The 21253-nt window shown below is 60.0% G+C and carries 17 protein-coding genes and 1 pseudogene; all 18 read left to right on the top strand.

Annotated features, from left to right (window positions below):
* The first annotated feature begins 89 nt into the window (after window positions 1–89).
* The 18 genes and pseudogenes from glp to QRO95_RS15965 all read left to right on the top strand — a co-directional run bounded on the left by glp (window position 90) and on the right by QRO95_RS15965 (window position 21180).
* On the top strand, window positions 90–1343 hold the full coding sequence (gene glp, locus QRO95_RS16050) for a gephyrin-like molybdotransferase Glp (protein WP_285302980.1): 1254 nt from the start codon (window positions 90–92) through the stop codon (window positions 1341–1343).
* Window positions 1343–1603, top strand: a complete 261-nt coding sequence (locus QRO95_RS16045) for a MoaD/ThiS family protein (protein WP_017354494.1) — start codon at window positions 1343–1345, stop codon at window positions 1601–1603. The genes glp and QRO95_RS16045 overlap by 1 nt, the downstream gene beginning before the upstream one ends.
* Window positions 1604–1606: 3 nt before the next feature.
* Complete coding sequence (locus QRO95_RS16040) at window positions 1607–2125, top strand: molybdenum cofactor biosynthesis protein MoaE (RefSeq protein WP_164171434.1); 519 nt, start codon at window positions 1607–1609, stop codon at window positions 2123–2125.
* Complete coding sequence (locus QRO95_RS16035; protein WP_164171433.1) at window positions 2091–2657, top strand: molybdenum cofactor guanylyltransferase; 567 nt, start codon at window positions 2091–2093, stop codon at window positions 2655–2657. Before QRO95_RS16040 ends, QRO95_RS16035 begins: the two co-directional genes overlap by 35 nt.
* Window positions 2654–3013 (top strand): hypothetical protein, encoded by a 360-nt coding sequence (locus QRO95_RS16030; RefSeq protein WP_032966746.1) that lies wholly within the window; start codon window positions 2654–2656, stop codon window positions 3011–3013. Before QRO95_RS16035 ends, QRO95_RS16030 begins: the two co-directional genes overlap by 4 nt.
* Before the next feature lie 87 nt (window positions 3014–3100).
* On the top strand, window positions 3101–3844 hold the full coding sequence (gene modA, locus QRO95_RS16025) for a molybdate ABC transporter substrate-binding protein (RefSeq protein WP_164171432.1): 744 nt from the start codon (window positions 3101–3103) through the stop codon (window positions 3842–3844).
* Between the two features lie 3 nt (window positions 3845–3847).
* Entirely contained in the window at window positions 3848–4531 is a 684-nt protein-coding gene (modB, locus tag QRO95_RS16020) for a molybdate ABC transporter permease subunit (protein ID WP_164171431.1), read from the top strand.
* Window positions 4521–5177: pseudogene (locus QRO95_RS16015) on the top strand (ATP-binding cassette domain-containing protein); the annotation flags it as partial. The gene modB and the pseudogene QRO95_RS16015, both read left to right, overlap by 11 nt.
* Window positions 5178–5865: 688 nt before the next feature.
* Window positions 5866–7263 (top strand): sigma-54 dependent transcriptional regulator, encoded by a 1398-nt coding sequence (locus QRO95_RS16010; RefSeq protein WP_164171429.1) that lies wholly within the window; start codon window positions 5866–5868, stop codon window positions 7261–7263.
* Between the two features lie 9 nt (window positions 7264–7272).
* Window positions 7273–9294, top strand: a complete 2022-nt coding sequence (locus QRO95_RS16005; protein WP_164171428.1) for a cache domain-containing protein — start codon at window positions 7273–7275, stop codon at window positions 9292–9294.
* Between the two features lie 120 nt (window positions 9295–9414).
* Window positions 9415–10350, top strand: coding sequence for a bestrophin family protein (locus tag QRO95_RS16000; protein ID WP_239518979.1), 936 nt, complete (start codon window positions 9415–9417; stop codon window positions 10348–10350).
* Between the two features lie 234 nt (window positions 10351–10584).
* On the top strand, window positions 10585–12564 hold the full coding sequence (uvrB, locus tag QRO95_RS15995) for an excinuclease ABC subunit UvrB (RefSeq protein WP_285302979.1): 1980 nt from the start codon (window positions 10585–10587) through the stop codon (window positions 12562–12564).
* A gap of 212 nt (window positions 12565–12776) precedes the next feature.
* Window positions 12777–13052, top strand: coding sequence for a formaldehyde-responsive transcriptional repressor FrmR (gene frmR, locus QRO95_RS15990; RefSeq protein WP_017354484.1), 276 nt, complete (start codon window positions 12777–12779; stop codon window positions 13050–13052).
* A 504-nt stretch (window positions 13053–13556) separates the two neighbouring features.
* Window positions 13557–14885, top strand: a complete 1329-nt coding sequence (locus QRO95_RS15985) for a DUF3422 family protein (protein WP_164171426.1) — start codon at window positions 13557–13559, stop codon at window positions 14883–14885.
* Window positions 14886–14953: 68 nt separating this feature from the next.
* Window positions 14954–15784, top strand: coding sequence for an S-formylglutathione hydrolase (gene fghA, locus QRO95_RS15980; protein WP_005413342.1), 831 nt, complete (start codon window positions 14954–14956; stop codon window positions 15782–15784).
* A 15-nt stretch (window positions 15785–15799) separates the two neighbouring features.
* On the top strand, window positions 15800–17104 hold the full coding sequence (locus QRO95_RS15975) for an NAD(P)/FAD-dependent oxidoreductase (RefSeq protein ID WP_164171424.1): 1305 nt from the start codon (window positions 15800–15802) through the stop codon (window positions 17102–17104).
* Window positions 17105–17158: 54 nt separating this feature from the next.
* Entirely contained in the window at window positions 17159–18487 is a 1329-nt protein-coding gene (locus QRO95_RS15970) for a replication-associated recombination protein A (RefSeq protein ID WP_005413341.1), read from the top strand.
* Window positions 18488–18528: 41 nt separating this feature from the next.
* Window positions 18529–21180: an excinuclease ABC subunit UvrA gene (locus QRO95_RS15965; protein WP_032967168.1), complete on the top strand. Its 2652-nt coding sequence runs from the start codon at window positions 18529–18531 to the stop codon at window positions 21178–21180.
* Window positions 21181–21253: the final 73 nt, after the last annotated feature.

Below are 21253 nucleotides of genomic sequence, written 5' to 3'. Positions count from 1 at the left end.
GGCAGCCCGAAGGCGGCGGCGCAGTGCCTGGACATCCTGGCGCCGGTACTGGGCCACGCCCTGGCGATGGTCGACGGTGGTGGCCACTGATGATTGCCTATAGCGAAGCGTTGCAGCACCTGCTGGACGCAGCCACGCCGCTGCCGGCCGAACATCTGCCGCTGCATGAGGCCGGCGGCCGTACCCTGGCCAGTGACATCATCAGTGGGCAGTCGCTGCCGCCGTTCGACAATTCGGCGATGGACGGTTTCGCGCTGCGCGCCAACGGCGCGACGTTCGAAGCCGGTACCGAATTCGCGGTGCAGGGCTGGCAGGCAGCCGGCGATGCCGGCGCCGAAGGCGGCGAGGGTGCCTGGGAAATCATGACCGGCGCGCGCATGCCGGTTGGACTGGATACGGTGGTGCCGGTCGAGAACGTGGACGTCCTCGCCAGCGAGGACGGCCGCCCGACCCGCATTGCTCTGAAGAGCACGGTGAAGCCGGGCCAGAACGTACGCCTGCGCGGCCAGGATGTGAGCGACGGCGAGCGTGTGCTGCAGGCCGGGCAGGTGCTGGATATCAATGCACGCACCCTGCTGCATGCCATCGGCGTGGGCCAGGTGGCGGTGGTGGCACGGCCGAAGGCGGCGGTGATCGCCACCGGCAAGGAGCTGGTGGCCGAGGCGGCGCAGACGCTGGAGTCCGGCCAGATCCGCGACAGCAACCGGCCCTACCTGGTTGGCCGCCTGCAGGCCGCCGGTGCCGAGGTGGTCTGGCAGGGCACGGTGGGTGATGACGTGGCCGCGTTCAATGCGGTGCTGGATGAAGCGCTGGCTGCGGGCGCGCAGCTGCTGATCAGCACCGGCGCGGTGTCGGCCGGCCGCTACGATTTCGTTCCCGATGCGCTGCGTGGACGTGGTGCGCGCATCGTGTTCCACAAGGTGGCGATCCGCCCGGGCAAGCCGCTGCTGTTTGCGGTGCTGCCCAATGGCACGCTGTATTTCGGTCTGCCGGGCAACCCGGTGTCGGCCGCCGTGGGCCAGCGCTTCTTCGTGGAGCCGGTGCTGCGCCGCCTGCTGGGGTTGGCACCGGAAACCGTGTTGCAGCTGCCGCTGCAGGCCGACGTGCGCAAGCCGCCGGGCCTGCGCTTCCACGCGCGTGCGCGGGTGGAAGTGGACGGTCAGGGGCGCCTGAGTGCGCGCGTGCTGTCCGGGCAGGAGTCGTTCCGTTTGATGTCCATGCTGCAGGCCAACGCCTGGGTGGTGCTGGAGGCCGAGGGAGACCTGGCCAGCGCTGGCACCTTCGTGCGCGTGCAGGGCTGGGGTCACCACGAACCGGTGCAGCTGGTGAGCCAGGAGTCATGATGAAACAGGTGAATCTGCAGTTGTTCGGTGCGTTTTCCGATCTGGATGCCAGCCGCGAGATTGCCGTGGATGTGGCCGGTGGCACCGTGGCCGATCTGCGCCAGGCGCTGCGCGAGCTGCTTCCGGTGCGTTGGCCGGGATTCCGTGCCGGCCTGCTGGATTATTCGGCGTTCGCCGACCAGCAACGCGTGCTGCGCGACCACGAGGCGCTGCCCGACGATGGCCGGGTGGCGATCCTGCCGCCGGTGAGCGGGGGCTGAGCCATGAGCGGGAAGATCATTGCGAAGGTGGTGGACCGCGCGCAGGCGTCGATCGATCCGGGCGAGGGCATCGCCGCGGTCTCAGATCCGGGCTTCGGCGGCATTGACGTGTTCATCGGCAAGGTGCGCGACGTCAACATCGGCCGCGCAGTGACGGGCATCACCTACGACCTGTTCGAGCCGTTGGTGCTGAACGAATTCAAGCGTCTGGCGGCAGAGGTCGAGGCGACGTTCGGTCCGAAGTTGAAACTGTATGTGGCCCACGCGAAGGGGCGACTCGGCATTGGCGATGTGGCGGTGGTGGTGGCCGCGGGCAGCCCGCACCGCGACGAGGCGTTCCGGGCCTGCCGGCAGCTGATCGAGGTGGTGAAGCACCAGTGCCCGATCTGGAAGCAGGAGCACTACGAGGACGGCGACAGCGAGTGGACCGAAGGCTGCAGTCTCTGCCATGCGGACAGCGAACCCACGCAAGCTCATGACAATGCCCATGAATGTGCACACGATCACGAACATTCCCACTGACGGCATCGTGCTGGCCGGTGGTCTTTCCAGCCGGATGGGCCGTGACAAGGCGCTGCTACCGTGGCACGGGCGAGCCCTGCTAGAGCACATGCGTGGCCTGCTGCGACAGGCAGGTGCGGAAAGGGTATGGGTGAGTGGCAACTACCCGGCCTTCGGTGGCATTCCTGATCGCGTGGCACGCTGCGGCCCGTTGGGCGGGCTCTACAGTGTGGCCATGTGCATGCCGGACGCTGCCGCTCTGGTGCTTCCGGTGGATACGCCCAATGTGACCCCAGCGTTACTACAACGGTTACGTGATGCGCCTTCGGCTGCCTGTGTGCTGTTTGCGGAAGAACGCCTGCCGATGCGGTTGCAGATTGATGACCATTGCCGGCATGTGTTGCGGGAATTGATCGAGAATCCGGCGGCGCACCGCTCGCTACGCGCCCTGCGAGAACGCTTGGGCGCAATCGAGCTGCCACTGGCGGATAGCGAATACGACCAGCTACTCAACTGCAACACCTCAACCGAGCTCGAGTTCATTGCATCATGAAAGTCCAGCTACAGCGGCAGGCAGTTCGTCTGCGCGTTGATGAAGAGGAGCTAGCGCAGTTGCTGGCCGGCGAATCGGTGGAGAACCTGACGCGGTTCGGCGGCGATCGCGGCTGGGGCATGGTGCTATCACTGCATGCAGGGCAACAGGCGGTGCTTCTGGAGGGGAGCGAGTACTGCCGGTTGATGCTTCCTCGCGAAGCGGTTCAGTCCTTGGCATCACGTTTGCCCTGTCGTGATGGTCTTGGTTTTGGCATCGCGCTGGGTGATGACATCTCGCTGCAGCTTCAATTCGATGTGGATGTACGAGACAGCCTGCGCCAACGAGGTCCGCACCGTCGTGCACCCTCTGCCTAGCTCTGGGCGGGCCACCTATGTAGCGCCTGCGATGCCAAGGATAGGCGGTGAAACCGATCTAAACCCAACCAAACGGGGAAACCAATGATGAAACGAGCTGGACTGTTGTTGCTGGGACTGCTGGCCGCGGTGCCAGCCTGGGCAGCCGACCTGACGGTGTCGGCGGCGTCGAGCCTGACCGAGAGCTTCCGCGAGCTGGGCGCGGCCTACGAGAAGGCGCACCCGGGAACCAAGGTCGATTTCAACTTCGCCGCCTCCGGCGTGCTGCTGCAGCAGATCAGCCGTGGCGCGCCGGTGGACGTATTCGCATCGGCCGACGAAACCACGATGGACCAGGCCCAGCAGCAGGATCTGCTGGCGGCGGGCACCCGCGAGGTGTTCGCGGTGAACGCGTTGTGGGTGGTGGTGCCGCCGCAGGCGAAGGCCGCGCCGCGTACCTTGAAGGACCTGGCCGGTGCCGGTGTGCAGCGCATCGCACTGGGCAACCCGGACAGCGTGCCGGTCGGGCGCTATGCCAAGGGCGCGCTGGAAGCGGCGGGCCTGTGGCCGTCGGTACAGGGCAAGGCCATCACCACGCAGAATGTGCGCCAGTCGCTGGACTACGTGGCGCGCGGCGAAGTGGATGCCGGCTTCGTCTATGCCACCGATGCACAGGCGATGCCCGACCGGGTACGCCGTGCCTTCGCGGTGCCGGTGGCGGGGCGCATTGCCTATCCGCTGGCCGTGACCAAGGCCAGCGCGCAGCCGGCCGAAGCCCAGCGCTTCACCGCGTTCGTGCGTTCGGCACAGGGCCAGGCGATCCTGGCCAGGCACGGGTTCGGCAAGCCCTGAGGCATGGATCTGGACTGGAGTGCCCTGTGGCTGTCGCTGAAGGTGGCCGGTTGGGCCACGGCGATCAACCTGGTGCTGGGCGTGGCACTGGGTGCGTTGTTGGCGCGGCGGCGCTTCCCGGGGCGTGAGCTTCTGGATTCGCTGCTGACCCTGCCGATGGTGCTGCCACCGACGGTGCTGGGCTACTACCTGCTGGTACTGATCGGTCGCAACGGCCTGATCGGCGCGTGGCTGCAATCGTGGTTCGGCATCAACCTGGTGTTCACCTGGCAGGCGGCGGTGATTGCTGCGGCGGTGGCTTCGCTGCCGCTGGTGTTCAAGCCTGCGCGCGCGGCGTTCGAGGAGGTCGACGGGCAGCTGGAGCAGGCCGCACGCACGCTCGGTGTGTCCGAGGCGGCGGTGTTCTTCCGCATCACACTGCCGCTGGCCTGGCGCGGCATCCTCGCCGGGCTGCTGCTGGCGTTTGCACGCGCGATGGGTGAGTTTGGCGCGACATTGATGGTGGCCGGCAGCATTCCCGGCCGCACGCAGACGCTGTCGATCGCCATCTACGAGGCGGTGCAGGCCGGCCAGGATGGCAAGGCCAATGCGTTGGTGATCCTGACCTCGGTGGTCTGCATCGTGATCCTGTTGCTGGCCGCGCGGCTGGTGGGCGGACGCCGCCGGGAGCTGCGTGATGTGGCTTGACCTGCAGGTGCAGCGCCGCCTGCAGGCGGCCGGCCAGGATTTCGTGTTGGACGTATCGCTGCAGTGCACGCAGCGCCAGGTGGTGCTGTTCGGACCCTCGGGCGCCGGCAAGAGCCTGACCCTGAAGGCGGTGGCCGGACTGCTGCGGCCGGGGCAGGGCCATGTACGGCTGCAGGGGCAGGCCCTGTTCGATGCGGCCACCGGCGTGGATCTGCCGCCGCAGCGCCGCCGGTTGGGCTATGTCTTCCAAGATTACGCGTTGTTCCCGCATCTGAGCGTGCGCCAGAACGTGGCGTTCGGTCTGGAGAAGGGCTGGTTGAATCCGCGGGTCGGCCAGCGCTTCGATGCGGTGGAGCAGTGGTTGCACGCATTCCGCATCGACACGGTGGGCGATCTGCTGCCCTCGCAGGTCTCCGGTGGCCAACGCCAGCGTACTGCCCTGGCACGCGCCCTGGTGACGCAGCCGCAGGCGCTGCTGCTGGATGAACCGTTCTCCGCGCTGGACCATGATCTTCGCCAGCACCTGCGCCAGGAGCTGGAGGCCGTGCTGGACGGGGCCGGTATTCCACTGCTGCTGATCAGCCATGATCCCAACGACATTGAGATATTTGGGGACCAGATCGCCTGCATCGAAAATGGGCGACTGACCTCTCCTCCCGGCTCGCGTCAGAGGCCGACCCGTCAGCCCCGCCTTCTACCATCCTTAGTCAGCTCCCCAACAAGCCCAGGTCTTGAGGGGAAGAGCAACCATCAGTCGGTCGGAGACTCAGAGAGCCCAAAGCCACGATACATCTGCCCGCGAGCCGCGCAAATGGGAGACGACCCTGGTGCATAGGCATCTCTATGCCGGTAGGCGAGCGGTAGGGCCTGGACCTTCTTGCAAGGCGGATCGACTCGCCCGTGCTTGGCCGCGCTGCGTGGCTCCGGCCGAGGCGGGGACAACGCGCACCCAGCGCTTCCCATATGGCCGAATTGGCGTAATGATCCGCTCGAAGGGAGCGAGACTTCTCCAGCCTCCCGTGGCGGCCGACCGCCGAGGGGCTTGGAGGGGCACGGAGGCCATTGGCGCTCTGGGCAATATGGCGAGGAGCCTCCGGTCCGTTTGGCCACCAAGAGGTCGATACGAGGCTTATAGGGCAAGAATTCCGGATTGGCATATGACTGAGGTCGACAGCATTGAACGTCTCAGACTGGCCTTTGGTGCACAACGTCCTACGTCGTGAGAGGGGGTGTTTTGTTCGATATGTCACCCGTCGTCTAGCGGTCGAAAGATCGAAATGAACTCGACCACGAATCGACGGAACTAGCCAAGCTTCAATTGTACTGAGGGAAACATGACGCCAAAGAGCGCCAACCAATCTTCCGAAGAGCGCGCAAACGGCGATCTTGCATGGCCGGACCTTGCGCGCTCATCGATACTGATCGTTGACGACGAACCTGGCATGCGTAGCTTCTTGGTTCGTGCCTTGCGACCGCGATGCAAAGCTGTGGAAGCTGCAGCTGACACCATTGAAGCGGAGCAGCATCTGACGGAGCGCCACTTTGACATCGTGATTGTGGACAACGTGTTGCCAGGGAAGAGTGGCATCGCGTGGCTGGAGGACCAGCGCAGGGGAGGGGTCTTGGCCGACTTCATTCTGATTACTGCGTACGCAGACTTGGATTCCGCTATCGGCGCTATCCGCGCGGGAGCGGCTGATTTTCTTCTCAAGCCTTTCAGAACCAATCAGTTGCTGGCCGCTATATCGCGCTGCCTGGAACGCGGTCGCCTACGGCGGGAGAATGCCATTCTCCGTCACGAGCTACATGGCTCCGGTGCACCAGCTGCGCTTCGAGACAGGCTCACAGGTAGCTCGCGTGCGATTCAGGCCACCAAGGATCTGATCGCGAAGGTCGCACCACTGCCCAGTAGCGTGCTGTTCACTGGAGAATCCGGCTCTGGAAAGGAGGTTGCCGCAAGATCGCTGCACGCGTTGTCCGCACGGGCATCTCATCCTTTCATTCCAATAAATTGTGCAGCTGTTCCCAGCGAGTTGATTGACGTTGAACTGTTCGGGAGTCTCAAAGGAACGTTCAGTGGAGCGAACTCGTCTCGCCAAGGGCTGGTCGCCTATGCAGAAGGCGGAACATTGCTGTTTGACGAAGTCGCTGATCTTCCCTTGGCTCTCCAAGGAAAGCTGCTAAGGATGCTTGAAGATAGACGGATACGACCAGTTGGCGCAGATCGGGAGATTCCGATCGATGTCAGATTCATCTTCTCAACCAACAGGAATTTGGTTGCGGAAGTGAAGAATGGAACATTCCGGTCGGATCTCTACTATCGCATCAACGTTCTCGAGGTGTCGCTTCCTCGCCTTCATGACCGCGGCGCTGATGTGTTGGAGCTGGCGGCGGGCTTCATGCGTGAGCTGGGGCTGCAGCTTGGCCTTCAACCGATTCCGATCGACGAAAGGACCCGGGCATATCTTCAGAGCTACTCGTGGCCCGGGAACGTCCGCGAGCTTCACAACTACGTTGAGCGTAGCCTGATACTCGGACACTTTCCGACTCAGCTTGAGCGGTTGGAGTCACTCTCTGACCCACGAAGCCGGCTGCTCTCGGAGGTCGAGCGCAGGCACATCCTTGCAGTGCTTCGTGAGACTGGCGGAGATCGCGAAAGAGCGGCCACGATCTTGGGCATATCGCGAAAGACGATTGATCGTAAGTGCTCCAGTTGGAATGTATCAGCCTAGGAATCTGCAATGAACCGAGCGCGCTCAGTTCGCTTCCGCCTGCTTCTAATCGCGATCCTTCCAATGTTTGTGATCCTGCCGGCTATCGTCGGCGGACTCATCTACCAATGGGATTTGCGCTTCGACCGACTGCTCGCCTCGAAGGTCGGCGGGGACCTGAAAGTTGCGGGACAGTACATGAACCAGCTGCTCGTCAACGACCGCGCGACGCTGGCTGCGATTGCTGATTCGCAGAGCTTCCATGGCGTCATTAGCCAGGGGGTCAACAAGAATGCAGAGCTTGGCAGCCTACTAGCGTCGAAAGCCCAAGGTGGTTCACTAGACTTCATCGCACTGTTGGATTCAAACGGTCGCTTGTTGGCTAGTAGCGAGCCGGCCTCGCCAGCTGAGCTTGACTTGGACTGGTCAGTCATCGAAAAGGCCCTGAAGGGGGCGTCCAGCGTGGAGGTGGGGGTGGTAAGTCGGGACGATCTGATGGAGATCTCCCCAAAGCTCGCCGCACGGGCCGAGGTCATTCGTCCGCATAACGCAAGGAATCCTGTCGATTCGGCCCAGAGTGAGAAGCGGGGCCTAATGATTCAAGCTGCAACGCCGGTTGCACTGCCAAACAATCAGGTCGGCGTCTTGATTGCGGGTACTCTGCTGAACCACAACACCGAATTCATCAAGCAGATCACTGATCTTGTCTACCGCGATAAGGCCCTGCGTACTGGCGCAACAGGGATAGCCTCCATCTTCCTTGGTGATACCCGCATCAGCACCAACGCGTTGTTGGCGGGAGGGAACCCAGCGTCGGGGACACGGGTGTCTTCTGAAGTGGCCGAGGCCGTGCTGGGCCAGGGAAAGACCTGGCAGGCGAGAGCCTACGTAGTCAATGATTGGTACATTGCCGGCTATATGCCCATTCTCAATGGCCGGGGCGTACCCATTGGTATGCTCTTCGTGGGCTTTCTGGAGGAGCCATTCACCACCGCCCGTCGAAATTCCATCGGAGCGATCGTGTTCGGTTGCCTGCTTGTTGCAGCCATCACCGTACCCCTTTTTCTGTACATCGCTCGCGGCGTGTTCAAGCCACTTGAGCGGATGGATCAGGCAATTGGACGGGTCAAGGCGGGTGACCGCAGTGCTCGCTCCGGAGCAGGGGCATCCAATGATGAAATCGGACGTGTCGCTTCGCACTTGGACCAGCTGCTCTGTCAGCTGGAAGAGAAGGAACGACAGCTGGTCGCCTGGAACGAGGAGCTCAATTCCAGGGTAGAGGAGCGAACTGCTGGTCTCGCACTAGCCAATAGACGGTTAGAAGAGACGACCCAGCACCTGATTGTCACTGAGAAGCTGGCAACAATTGGCGAGATCGCAGCAGGAATAGCGCACGAGATCAACAATCCGCTTGCCGTCATGCAGGGGAACCTCGAGCTTCTGCGTGACTCGATCAGGGAGCCCGAGGGCCAGCGGTTTGGAGAAGAGATTGACCTCATTGAGGATCAGATTGGGCGTATCAGCACCATTGTTTCCAAGTTGCTGCAGTTCTCCAAGCCCAGTGAGTACTCCGGTCATAGTGAGCTGCTAGAGCCCGCCACGCTGATGTTGGAGACGCTGCCCCTGATTCAACACCTCATCAAGCGCCATCCCGTGAAGATAGAGGAGAACTTCCTGTCCACACGGCTCGTAACGGGCAATCGGGGCGAGCTGCAGCAAATTCTTGTGAACCTCATGATCAATGCAATCTATGTGATGCAGAAGGGCGGAACGCTGGGATTGGCGACGTTGGACGTTGACGACGTTCATGGTCACCCTGGCGTCGCTTTGCGAGTCTCAGATACTGGAAGCGGCATTCCTCAGGATATTCTGGTCCGAATTTTTGAGCCATTCTTTACGACCAAACATCGTCAAGGTACCGGGCTGGGTCTTTCCATCAGTCAGATGCTTGCCAACCGCTACGGTGGCAGCCTGTCTGTGGAGAGAACCGGCCTGACAGGGACGGTCATTGAACTATGGATGCCCGAGGCTGCCGACGATGAACTGCATTAGACCTGCTGTAGCAGTGTCATGCGAACGGCGTGATGTCATTCGCATTTCGAACTCAAGTGGAAGGAATTTGTTGCCTGGGCGTATCGACGCCAGCAGTCGATCAATGAATCAGAGGTTGGCATGACACACCGTCTCCCAGATGTTGAAACGAGAATGCGAAGGCAGCCGACGTTGTGGGACGTTGCGTTTGCCGTCAGGGGTACCATCCTGCCCAGGATCGCATTGCATCTACTACTGATTAGCATTGTGACCGCAGGAGCGGTGCTCGCATCAACGGAGCATCCAGGAATCTTTGCTCGCTTCAGTGCCGTTCCGTTCACGCTCATTGGTATCGCACTTTCCGTATTCATGAGCTTTCGAAACAACGCTTGCTACTCCAGATGGTGGGAGGCGAGGCACCTTTGGGGTGACCTGGTCATAGCGTGTCGCTCGATAGCCAGGCAGACGTCCCTGCTGGATCCAAACAGCCGAGCACAGATCCTGCGAGGCCTGTGTGGCTTCAGTGCGGGCCTCTATTCTCGACTGCGCCGAGCCGACGAAGCCCATGCGATCGCACCTTGGTGGGATATTGGCAAGGCATCACAAGGCCCGAATCCGACGGACGCTGTGCTCCAGGGCATTGGCTTGAAGCTTGCCCATCTGGCTCATGAGGGAAGGATCGACTCGATTCAGTACTCGGTGCTGGACAAGCAGCTTGCCAACTTGGCTCGTATCCAAGGTGGGTGCGAGAGGATACTCAATACTCCGATTCCATTCTCGTATTCGCTGCTGCTTCACCGGACTGCGATCGTATTCTGCACAACGCTTCCTTTTGCGCTGGCAGGAACATTGGGGTGGTGGACCTTTCTACCGGTGCTCATTGTGGCGTACACGTTTTTTGGTCTCGATGCGCTGGGCCGTCAGCTGGAGGAGCCATTCAGTTCCGCGCCGAACGCGCTCCCGATCTACTCAATGCAGAGGACGATCGAGACAGAGCTAATGTCTACGCTGGCCCTGACTGTGGTCGATCAGGAGTCGGTACAGCAGCCAGTGCAGCAGCCACGTAGGGAGGAGTGAGGTGTGAGCGGAGGAAGGTCGGTGCACTTGTGAGGCCGCTCCGGCATTTTCCAGCAGGCAAGCTCATGCCCTAGCGTCAGTCAGCCATGGATTACGAGGCTCACCTGGAAAGAACTTGCCCAAAGGTAGCATTCGTGTCGCTCATCCGATTCTGTCCGCACGTATGCGGCGGAATATTCTAGACGGCTTTAACTTCCATAACGATCAAAAATTGAGCCAGCAGGAGCAAGAGTGATGTCAACAGATAGGTTCGTGATGCATTCGGATCATACGCCGGCGGGGGATCAGCCCGAGGCGATTGCCAGGCTGATTGCTGGCATCGAGGAGGGAGCAACACATCAGACCTTGAAGGGAATTACAGGGTCAGGGAAGACCTTCACGATGGCCAATGTGATCCATCGGCTGAAGCGACCCACGCTCATTCTTGCGCCAAACAAGACGTTGACTGCTCAGCTCTACGGGGAGATGAAGGCGCTGTTCCCCGAGAACGCCGTGGAGTATTTCGTTTCCTACTACGACTTCTTCCAGCCAGAGGTCTATATCCCAGGTAGCGATCGTTACATCCAGAAAGACTCAGCCATCAATGATCACCTTGAGAGGCTTCGACTATCGACTACGAAGTCTCTGATTGAGCGTAGAGACGTGATTGTTGTCGCTTCGGTGTCCTCAATCTATGGACTGGGAGACCCACAGAGCTACCGGGATCTGCAGGTTGAGCTTGCGCTTGGAATCGAGCTGGATCAGAGGGACTTCCTGCGTCGGCTTGCATCGCTTCAGTACGACAGGACTGAGCGGACCCTGAAGCGTGGCACGTTCCGTGTGTCTGGCGATGTGGTCGATATTTTTCCCGCCGACTCTGAGTACAAGGCAATTAGAGTAGAGCTCACGGACGAGGGGAGAGTGCAGTCGCTCATCTGGATTGATGCGGTTACAGGGAAGAAGCTTGGCGATGAGACGCGCTACCTCGTTTCTCCAAAGACACTCTTCGCAAGCCCCAAAACAGAAATCAATGAGGCTACGAAGGCCATCCTCAAGGATTTGGAGGCCAGGGTGGCGGAGCTCAACGCATCTGGTCGAATCGTTGAGGCAAATAGGCTTTACGAGAAGATCACGAACGACGTGGAGATGATGAGGGAGCTGGGATATTGCTCTGGCATGGAGAACTACTCCAGTTACCTGAACTCAAAGCCGTCAGGAGCTAGGCCGACGACGCTCATGGACTACCTCCCGAAGGATGGCCTGCTATTTGTTGACGAGTCGCACGTCATGGTTCCCCAGATCGCGGCAATGTTCAGGAGCGATCAGAGCAGGAAGGAGACTCTAATCGAGTACGGGTTCCGTCTACCTTCGGCAATGAACAACAGACCGCTTAGCTTCTCTGAGTTTGAAGCCATCAAGCCCCAGACGATCTTCGTTTCGGCTACGCCTGGCGCCTATGAGATTGGGAGATCCAAGGGAAGATTGATTGACCAGCTCATCAGGCCCACTGGCTTGCTCGATCCGCTGGTAGAGGTGAGGCCTAGGGAGGGCTACAGGTGCGATCTTCTGTCAGAGATCGCCCGTTGTGTACGAGAGGGCGACAGGGTCTTGGTGACCACGCTGACAAAGGTGTCTGCTGAGGAGCTGTGCGAGTTCCTCGAGGATCAAGGGGTGCGTGTGAAGTACATGCACTCGGATATCAAGGCAGAGGATCGAGTTGAGATCATCAATGGGCTGAGGGCCGGCGAGTTCGATGTGCTAGTGGGTATCAGCCTGCTGAGAGAGGGGCTCGATATTCCCGAGGCCTCTCTGGTCGCTATCGTTGATGCGGACCAGGCGGGCTTCCTTCGGTCGAGCCAGGCCCTCATTCAGATGATTGGACGAGCTGCAAGAAACTCGCGCGGTAAGGCGATCATGTATGCCGATACGATCACCAGTGCGATGCGGCAGGCCATTTCTGAGACTGATGACAGGCGACAGCATCAGATCGCGTTCAATGAGGAGTTCGGCATCACCCCGTCAACGTCTCGCGGAATGTTGGGATCAACAGAGGCTCGCCCTGACCGGTCGCATGCCCATTCAGCGGAGTTCTGCGCCAGCCTAAAAGATCTCTGTGATCGAATTACATCAAAGGAGCGACAGCTTCTGGATCTCTCTGATGCCGGGGACGAGGAGGAGATCGAGTTCGTCAGGCTGGAGCTAGACAAGCTATACCGCCAATTCATCTACATGTAACCACTCTCCCGAGTGGTGGGGCGTGGCTCCTGCAGGAGCCCGCCTTTTCTGGTGTGCGGGTGGGGCGAGAGGGGCCTTTCACTGGCCTCTGGCGGCTGCTCGAAATCAGGCGCAGACTCAGTTGACGGAGTTAAAGACCCTCCCAGATTGCTAGCTTGCATACTATCGGGGAGTATAGTATCGTTCCCTCATGTGATACGGACAGGTGCGCAATGCCTCACAGCCCTCGGGAGAAAAAGCAGGCCCTTACCCGCGTACGTCGGATCAGCGGACAGGTGGCTGCATTGGAGCAGGCTCTGGAGAGCGGGGCGGAATGTGCTGCAGTACTTCAGCAGCTTGCTGCTGTGCGCGGGGCGGTCAATGGTTTGATGGCGACGGTTCTGGAGAGCTATCTGCGTGAAGAGTTCCCGCATAGCGACACCCACACCGACTCTCAAAGGAAGTCGATTGACGAGACCATCTCTATTGTCCGCTCCTATCTCCGTTAGTCAGTTCGCGACATTGCTTGATGGCGCTAGTACTAAGTAGAGGAGGCAATCTATGGGTGTCCGAACTACTTCATTTCCAAGTAGAACCCGCCATTCCTAACCCCTTCGTGGGTTAGGGCGTCACGACTAGGACGTTGAGGCCTTTCCAGGAGGCTCCAAGGCATGCTGGATGATGTCAGTCGAGTTGTGCCTGTCTGTATTTCTTGGGGCGGGCAATCTCTGTCGGCATCGTTGCCTTCCGCATCTGACTGAGTCATGGCAGGCCCTTTGAAGTGAGCTTCCAGCCTCGTTGCGACTCCCATGTGGTCCGCGCCTGGCTTGGAAGGTGGGAGAGCAAGGGCCTGCGATCTATGCGGTGCCGTCCTCCCAGCTTGTTGTGGTTCCCACTACCGCCCTACACCAGAGCCGGTTCCACCACGCGACCTTTCGCTGAGCTATCGCACAAGCAAGTGATAGACCTCCCGTGAGCGGTGTTTAGAAGATCATCCATTCTTGAGGCTATGTATGAATGACCCATCCGGCCTGAGCCAAGCTGCAGGCACGCCAGCAGAAGGCTACGTATATGGGATGCCGGCGCACGCGGACCGCCGCGCCGCCGTTGAGGAAGTCCATGCGCGACCGCACCTGCTCACCCAGTCTCCGCGAAGCCTTCTCCAGCTCTCCTTCATGACAGAAGGGGACATGAGTCGAGATCGTGCCGCGATCGACGATCTTTCAGGTCGTATGGGGGCTGCAGTCGAGGATCACACCACACCTCATCACGCGCTTACGTGGAATGAGGGCGATCTGCACTGCGAGAAGCACACTGAGTTCTCTTCCTACCTCTGGAGCGCACCACTGAGCTCAGAAACAGGTGAGCCTTGTGGGGACAACCCGTTTAGACAGGGATTCAAGCCGCCAGGACCCGTGATCTCGGCTGTTAGCGTCAGGCTTTTGCCTTGGACCGCGGTGGCGGAGAAGGAAATAGATTGCTTTGATCCCGTCAGCCGCTGCTATTCGCTGGTTGAGAACGGTGCCGCGGCCATTGTGACCGACTTCCGGCAAGACGAGGAAGGGCTAACCCACATGCTCATCCTTGATCGCGGCCTGACTCCGGCGCGGGCAGGGGCGCTGGCACAACGACTGCTCGAGGTCGAGACATACCGAACGCTTGCCCTGCTAGCGCTACCGCTGACTCGCTCCATGACGTCGAATCTTCGTCGCATGGAGGCGCGTCTGGCTGCAATTACTGAAGAGATGCGCAGGGCCTCCGGTGGACGTCGTGACAGTGACGTACTCCTCTCGGATTTGACCAGCTTGGCTGCAGAGTTGGAGGCGGACGCCGCGGCAAATCTCTATAGGTTTGGTGCAAGTCGGGCTTACTACGAAATTGTTGAAGAGCGACTGGATGCGTTGGCGGAGGATCAAGTTGCCGGCTATAGCACCTGGGCGGACTTCTTGTATCGAAGGATTGCACCGGCCATGCGAACTTGCCAGTCAGTGAAGGAGCGACAGGGGAAGCTCTCAGACAAGTTGACGCGCTCAATCTCGCTCCTTCGGTCGTGGATTGATGTTGAGCTCGAGCGGCAGAACCGCGACCTACTGGCGTCCATGAATGAACGGGCGAAGGTTCAGCTGCGCCTGCAGCAGACGGTGGAAGGTTTGTCGGTGGCCGCCATCTCGTACTACGTCGTGAGTCTTCTCGCATACCTGCTCAAGGGTTTGCCTGGGACGCATGACATCGCAGCAACCGTCACTGCGATCTTGGTTCCCGCTGTATTGCTGCTGATTTGGTGGATTGTCCGAAGGATTAGGCATGCACACGGTGACTCGGCAGTCGAGGACAAGGCCTAAAGCCTCGCTTAAGGCCACATTCGATTCGCGATAGATGGCCTATCAAATTCAATTCAGAGGAAAGAACAATGGAACGCATTGAGCGTCACGCAAGCTTCGGTGGATGGCAGGACGTCTACCAGCATGAATCATCCAGCCTTGGTTGCACCATGAAGTTTGGAGTCTATCTCCCTCCGCAGGCGTCCAGCGGCCCGGTACCTGTTCTCTACTGGCTCTCTGGCCTGACGTGCACAGAGCAGAACTTCATCACCAAGTCTGCAGTGCAGCAGCTCGCTGCTGAGCATGGCATTGCCATCGTTGCTCCGGATACAAGTCCGCGCGGAGAGTCCGTCGCGGATGATCCAGCTTACGATCTCGGCCAAGGCGCGGGGTTCTACGTCAATGCCACCGAGGCACCGTGGTCTGACCACTACCGCATGTATGACTACGTTGTAAGTGAGCTGCCTGCTCTCGTTGAGAAGAACTTCCCTGTTAGCCAGGCTCGCTCAATTAGCGGCCATTCAATGGGCGGCCACGGTGCCTTGGTCATCGCTTTGCGAAACCCAGGTCGCTATCGCAGCGTATCCGCCTTCTCTCCGATAGTGGCGCCCACCCAGGTTCCTTGGGGCCAGAAGGCGTTTTCGGCCTACCTGGGGGGAGATCAGGAGCAGTGGCGGCAGTATGACGCCGTGGAGCTGATTGCAGATGCAAAGGAGCGCCTGCCCCTACTGGTGGATCAAGGGCTCAGTGATGACTTCTTGCAGAATCAGCTTCGCCCTGAACTGCTTCGAGATGCATGCGCCAAGGCGAATCATCCGCTTTCGCTGAACCTTCGCGATGGTTACGACCATAGCTACTACTTCATCTCCAGCTTCATTGCCGATCACCTCAAGCACCACGCATCGGCACTGAGCACCTAATTAGGGAGTGCTGCCGTGATCAAGACCTCCAGAAATCGTCATCAAGTTGTGATCGTTGGGGCGGGCTTCGGCGGACTGGAGGCCGCCACGCACCTTGAAGGAGTGGATGTCGATGTAACAATCATTGACCGGCGGAACTATCACTTGTTCCAGCCGCTGCTCTACCAGGTAGCTGGTGCGTCACTGTCACCGTCGGAGATTGCATGGCCGATCCGCTATCTGTTCCGTGACCGCCCGGAGGTGAGGACCCTCATGGCGGAGGTCGAGGGTGTGGATAAAGCTGCCCGCCAAGTGATCCTTCAGGACGGCACTCGATACCCTTACGACACCCTTGTGCTCGCTACGGGAGCGACACATGCCTACTTTGGGCATGACGAATGGTCGAAGTACGCTCCAGGCCTGAAGAGCCTGGAGGACGCAACAACCATTCGAGGCAGGATCCTGAGCGCGTTCGAGCAAGCGGAGCTCTGCAATGATCCCGAGGTTCGAGAAGCCCTTCAAACCTTTGTGATCATTGGTGGTGGGCCTACAGGTGTCGAGCTTGCCGGAACCATCGCGGAGCTGGCGCGAGGCACGCTGCAGGATGACTTTCGGTCAGTTGATCCCAGCAAAACCCGGGTATTTCTCATTGAAGCGGGTCCGCGGCTGCTTCCTGTCTTTCCTGAAAAGCTCTCCGAGTACACGAGGCGCGCCCTCGAGAAGCTTGGGGTATCCGTTTTGTTGGGGGCACCTGTCACAGAGTGCGCCTCTGATGGGGTGATGCTCAATGGCAGGAAGCTGGCGGCATCCACAATCGTCTGGGCAGCCGGAGTTCAGGCGTCTCCAGCCGCACGTTGGCTCGACACCGAATCAGATCGGGCGGGGCGCGCAATCGTCGGCCCTGATCTAACGGTGCCTGGTTCCCCCAACATCTTCGTGATTGGGGACACTGCTTCATCAGCCACTGCGAACGGAAAGACCGTTCCTGGAATCGCGCCGGCGGCCAAGCAACAAGGCAAGTACGTCGCGGGCCAGATTGAAGGGCTGATAACAGGGGCGCGGAGGACCGCTGCATTCAAGTACCGGCACCAGGGCAACCTCGCCACGATTGGACGCAGCCTTGCAGTAATCGATATGGGGAAGCTAAAGCTGAGCGGAGGAATCGCATGGTGGATCTGGAAGCTCGCTCACATCTACTTCCTTATCGGAGTGCGAAATCGCCTGAGCGTCGCAATGAGCTGGGTATGGAATCACAGCGTTGGATACAGAGGAGCTCGCATCATCCTCCGTGATAAAGCAAGCAATGCCACAAGCGGCTCATTGGATGGGAAGCTGAAATAGGGGCCAAGAAGCTCCGAATGCATACTCGCAACTGACTTCCCGAAGGAGAACACCTTGGCAGATCTATTCACAGCGAAACCAAGGGCACCCCTGGCCGAACTGCTACGACCGAAGTCTCTCGACGAGTTTGTTGGGCAGCAGCACCTGCTGGGGCCGGGGAAGCCTTTGCGTCTTGCCTTTGAAGCAAGAAGTCTGCACTCCTTCATCATGTGGGGGCCCCCGGGCGTCGGTAAGACCACCCTGGGGCGCCTCGCAGCGATGGTGACTGACAGTCACTTCATTGCGATCTCCGCCGTACTCGCCGGGGTAAAGGACATCAGGCAGGCCATTGATGATGCGCGGGCCGAACTCGACGTACGCGGTCGCTCCACGGTGCTTTTCGTCGACGAAATTCACCGGTTCAACAAGGCCCAGCAGGATGCGCTGCTACCTCACGTTGAATCAGGGCTACTCACGCTGGTGGGCGGCACCACAGAGCATCCAGGACTGGCCGTTAACTCGGCGCTGCTTTCGCGCGCGCAGGTGTACACACTTGAGCCTCTGTCTGACGCAGATCTTGAGAAGCTCTACGAACGCGCCAGACCTCACTTGCGAGGCGTTGACCTCTCCGATCCCGCATTGCAGCTGCTGAAGGGCTTCGCTGATGGTGATGGCCGCAGATTCCTGAATCTTCTCGAGCAGGTCTCAACTGCGGCCTCTGAGAAGCGGGTGGAAGAGGTGGATCTTGAGTTTGCCAAGCGCTCCACCAGCCCGTCACTGCGTCGATTCGATAAGGGTGGGGACGAGTTCTATTGGCAGCTCTCCGCGTTTCACAAATCACTGCGTGGCTCTGATCCCGACGCCTCCCTCTACTGGCTAGCGCGCATTCTGGATGGGGGCGGGGACGTGAGCCAGGTCACACGTCGAATGATTGTTATGGCAAGCGAAGATATCGGAAATGCTGATCCGGGCGCTCTGCACTTGGCCATCCACGCTGCGCAGGCGTATGAGCGACTTGGCTCTCCTGAAGGTGAAATTGTCTTGGCCCAGGCTGCGACCTATCTGGCGCTCTCCCCCAAGTCGAATGCGTCCTATGCGGCTTGGGATCTAGCAAGGGCCTTCGTCAAGGAGCACGGATCATTACCAGTTCCCATGCATCTTCGGAATGCTCCAGCGAAGCTTATGAGGCAGATGGGGTATCGACAAGCATATCGCTACGCGCATCATGAGCCAGACGGCTACGCAGCTGGACAGACGTACCTGCCGGAGGGTGTGGAGAGGCCGAACTGGTATCGGCCCACTGATCGGGGAGCTGAGCGCGCCTTGGCTGAGAGACAGGCATGGCAGCGAGCCTTGGATGAAGAGGCATCGCAAACCGAAGCCGATCCCTCTTCGGGCCAGTGATCCAGCTGAACTTAACGTCTACAACCTACAGAGACATGCACATGCCAAACGCCACATTCGGTGAAGCTTCCTGCAGTGTCGCAGCAAGCGGCCTTGTAGAGGTGCGCGGTGCGCGTGAGAACAACCTTAGAGACGTTGATGTCTCAATTCCTCGCAACGCACTGGTCGTCTTTTCCGGTGTATCCGGTTCCGGGAAGTCATCTCTTGCATTCGGGACAATCTATGCGGAAGCTCAAAGGAGGTACTTTGAGTCCGTTGCTCCCTATGCTCGACGCCTAATCGATCAAGCAGGCGTCCCTGATGTTGACTCCATCGATGGACTCCCGCCAGCGGTAGCACTGCAGCAGCAGCGTGGTGCCAGCAATGCGCGATCTTCGGTGGGTAGCGTCACCACGCTATCCAGCCTCATTCGTATGATGTATTCCCGCGCGGGAGCATATCCGGCTGATCAGCCTATGCTCTATGCCGAGGACTTCTCACCCAATACTCCCCAGGGCGCATGCGCGACCTGCCATGGCCTTGGCCATGTGTACGAGGTGACAGAGGCCCTCATGGTGCCGGATCCAAAGCTGAGCATCCGTGAGCGTGCCATTGCTTCGTGGCCACCTGCATGGCACGGGCAGAACCTTCGCGACATTCTGGTGACGCTGGGCTACGACATTGATAGACCTTGGAAGGACCTTCCCAAGAAGGACCGCGATTGGATTCTGTTTACCGAGGAGTCGCCCACTGTGCCGGTCTATGCTGGGTTCACGCCAGCGGAGACGCGTGCGGCCCTGAAGCGTAAGACTGAGCCAAGCTACATGGGAACCTTCACTGGCGCCCGTAGGTATGTCCTGCACACGTTTGCTAACACGCAAAGTGCCCTGATGAGGCGCCGCGTATCGCGATACATGGAGGGAAAGCTTTGTCCCACCTGCCATGGCAAGCGCCTTAAGGCAGAGTCGCTGTCAGTGACATTTGCGGGTGTGGACATTGGTCAATTCATGCAGATGCCTCTTGACCAACTGGCGTCCCTGCTCGAGCCCATTTCTCGAGGAGACTTCAGTGCTCATGCTGGCGGGGGGAAGGCGAACAAGGAGGCCACCCGTCGTGATCGCGCCGATAGGGCGGCCAGTGGGCGGGCGGTCCACGCGGTGTCTCCTGACGTCCGCCGCACCTCAGCGCTGTCGGAGGAGAAGCGCCTGGCCGCGCAGCGCCTCGCTAGTGGAGTGATGAGCCGAATCAGTCAGTTGCGTGGCCTTGGGCTTGGTTATCTAACTTTGGATCGCGCTACGCCGACATTGTCCGCTGGCGAGTTGCAGCGATTGAGACTCGCCACGCAGTTGAGCTCGCTGCTCTTTGGCGTGGTGTACGTGTTGGACGAGCCGTCGGCAGGCCTTCATCCCTCCGACAGCCAGGCTCTCTATGACGCCTTGGACCGCCTCCGCGACGGTGGTAATTCCGTATTTGTTGTGGAGCACGATCTGGAGCTGATGCGCCGTGCCCAGTGGTTGGTGGATGTTGGGCCTGAGGCGGGAGAGCGGGGCGGCAAAGTGCTCTACAGTGGAGAGCCGGATGGTCTTCGTGACATCGACGAGTCACGTACCGCGTTGTACCTCTTTGACAAGGTCCCGCCCCCTAGTGGCCAAGAGCGTCAAGCGAGTGGTTGGCTGGAACTTCAGGGCATCCAGCGTCACAACCTGAAGCGCATTGATGCAAAGATACCTTTGGGCATCCTCACCGCGGTGACCGGGATTTCGGGATCGGGCAAGTCCAGCCTCGTCGCCCAGGCGTTGCCGGAGCTGATGATGCTTCAACTTGGGCACGAGCCTGAGGACGACGCGGTGGAAACGGGGGCAGCAGACGGGCCAACCGTCATCGAGACGACAGGGGGACACCTCGGCGGAGATGTCGATGCTATTCAGCGTCTCGTCCAGGTTGATCAGAAGCCAATCGGACGGACGCCGCGATCGAATCTCGCGACTTACACCGGCCTTTTCGATCATGTTCGAAAGCTTTTTGCCGCAACACCAGATGCGCGGCGTCGACGTTACGACGCAGGTCGATTCTCCTTCAACGTGGCCAAGGGACGTTGTGAGACGTGCGAAGGGGAGGGATTCGTGAGCGTCGAGCTGCTGTTTATGCCTAGCGTCTATGCACCGTGCCCAACGTGCCACGGTGCGCGATACAACGAGGCTACGCTGAAGGTGCTTTGGAACGGTAAGAACATTGCAGACGTTCTGCGGATGACTGTGGAGGATGCACGTGAATTCTTTGGCGATGAGGACGCGATCGCTCGCCCACTTCAGTTGCTGAAGGAGATCGGCCTTGGATACCTTCGACTGGGCCAGCCGGCTACCGAGCTATCGGGTGGTGAAGCGCAGCGAATCAAGCTGGCCACAGAGCTTCAACGGAGCCAGCGCGGGCGGACACTGTATGTCCTGGATGAACCTACTACGGGCCTCCATGCCTCGGACGCGGATAGGCTGCTTGTGCAGCTCCAGCGGCTCGTTGATTCCGGCAATACGGTGGTCATGATCGAGCACGACATGCGTGCCGTTGCTCAGGCGGATTGGGTAATCGACGTGGGTCCAGGTGCCGGTGACGCGGGCGGGCAGATCGTGGCGGCAGGAACTCCAAAACAGGTCGCTCGCGTGAAGAGAAGCCGTACCGCCCCCTTCTTGGCTGAGGAACTCGCCCGCGCGGGTTGACCCGACGCTCTTCTGGCCACCATGAGCGTCCCTGGCGCTCATGGTGGCCAGATCCCGTATCAGAGAGCGGCCA

Origin of the sequence: Stenotrophomonas maltophilia group sp. Smal13, assembly GCF_030236855.1 — a bacterium.
GTDB lineage: Bacteria > Pseudomonadota > Gammaproteobacteria > Xanthomonadales > Xanthomonadaceae > Stenotrophomonas > Stenotrophomonas maltophilia_A.
The sequence above is the reverse complement of the archived record's forward strand: the minus strand, read 5'-3'. Positions and strand labels throughout refer to the sequence as shown.

Coding starts and splice junctions, on each gene's coding strand:
- glp (WP_285302980.1), top strand. CDS start 90: ATGATTGCCTATAGCGAAGCGTTGCAGCACCTGCTGGACGCAGCCACG.
- QRO95_RS16045 (WP_017354494.1), top strand. CDS start 1,343: ATGAAACAGGTGAATCTGCAGTTGTTCGGTGCGTTTTCCGATCTGGAT.
- QRO95_RS16040 (WP_164171434.1), top strand. CDS start 1,607: ATGAGCGGGAAGATCATTGCGAAGGTGGTGGACCGCGCGCAGGCGTCG.
- QRO95_RS16035 (WP_164171433.1), top strand. CDS start 2,091: ATGAATGTGCACACGATCACGAACATTCCCACTGACGGCATCGTGCTG.
- QRO95_RS16030 (WP_032966746.1), top strand. CDS start 2,654: ATGAAAGTCCAGCTACAGCGGCAGGCAGTTCGTCTGCGCGTTGATGAA.
- modA (WP_164171432.1), top strand. CDS start 3,101: ATGAAACGAGCTGGACTGTTGTTGCTGGGACTGCTGGCCGCGGTGCCA.
- modB (WP_164171431.1), top strand. CDS start 3,848: ATGGATCTGGACTGGAGTGCCCTGTGGCTGTCGCTGAAGGTGGCCGGT.
- QRO95_RS16010 (WP_164171429.1), top strand. CDS start 5,866: ATGACGCCAAAGAGCGCCAACCAATCTTCCGAAGAGCGCGCAAACGGC.
- QRO95_RS16005 (WP_164171428.1), top strand. CDS start 7,273: ATGAACCGAGCGCGCTCAGTTCGCTTCCGCCTGCTTCTAATCGCGATC.
- QRO95_RS16000 (WP_239518979.1), top strand. CDS start 9,415: ATGACACACCGTCTCCCAGATGTTGAAACGAGAATGCGAAGGCAGCCG.
- uvrB (WP_285302979.1), top strand. CDS start 10,585: ATGTCAACAGATAGGTTCGTGATGCATTCGGATCATACGCCGGCGGGG.
- frmR (WP_017354484.1), top strand. CDS start 12,777: ATGCCTCACAGCCCTCGGGAGAAAAAGCAGGCCCTTACCCGCGTACGT.
- QRO95_RS15985 (WP_164171426.1), top strand. CDS start 13,557: ATGAATGACCCATCCGGCCTGAGCCAAGCTGCAGGCACGCCAGCAGAA.
- fghA (WP_005413342.1), top strand. CDS start 14,954: ATGGAACGCATTGAGCGTCACGCAAGCTTCGGTGGATGGCAGGACGTC.
- QRO95_RS15965 (WP_032967168.1), top strand. CDS start 18,529: ATGCCAAACGCCACATTCGGTGAAGCTTCCTGCAGTGTCGCAGCAAGC.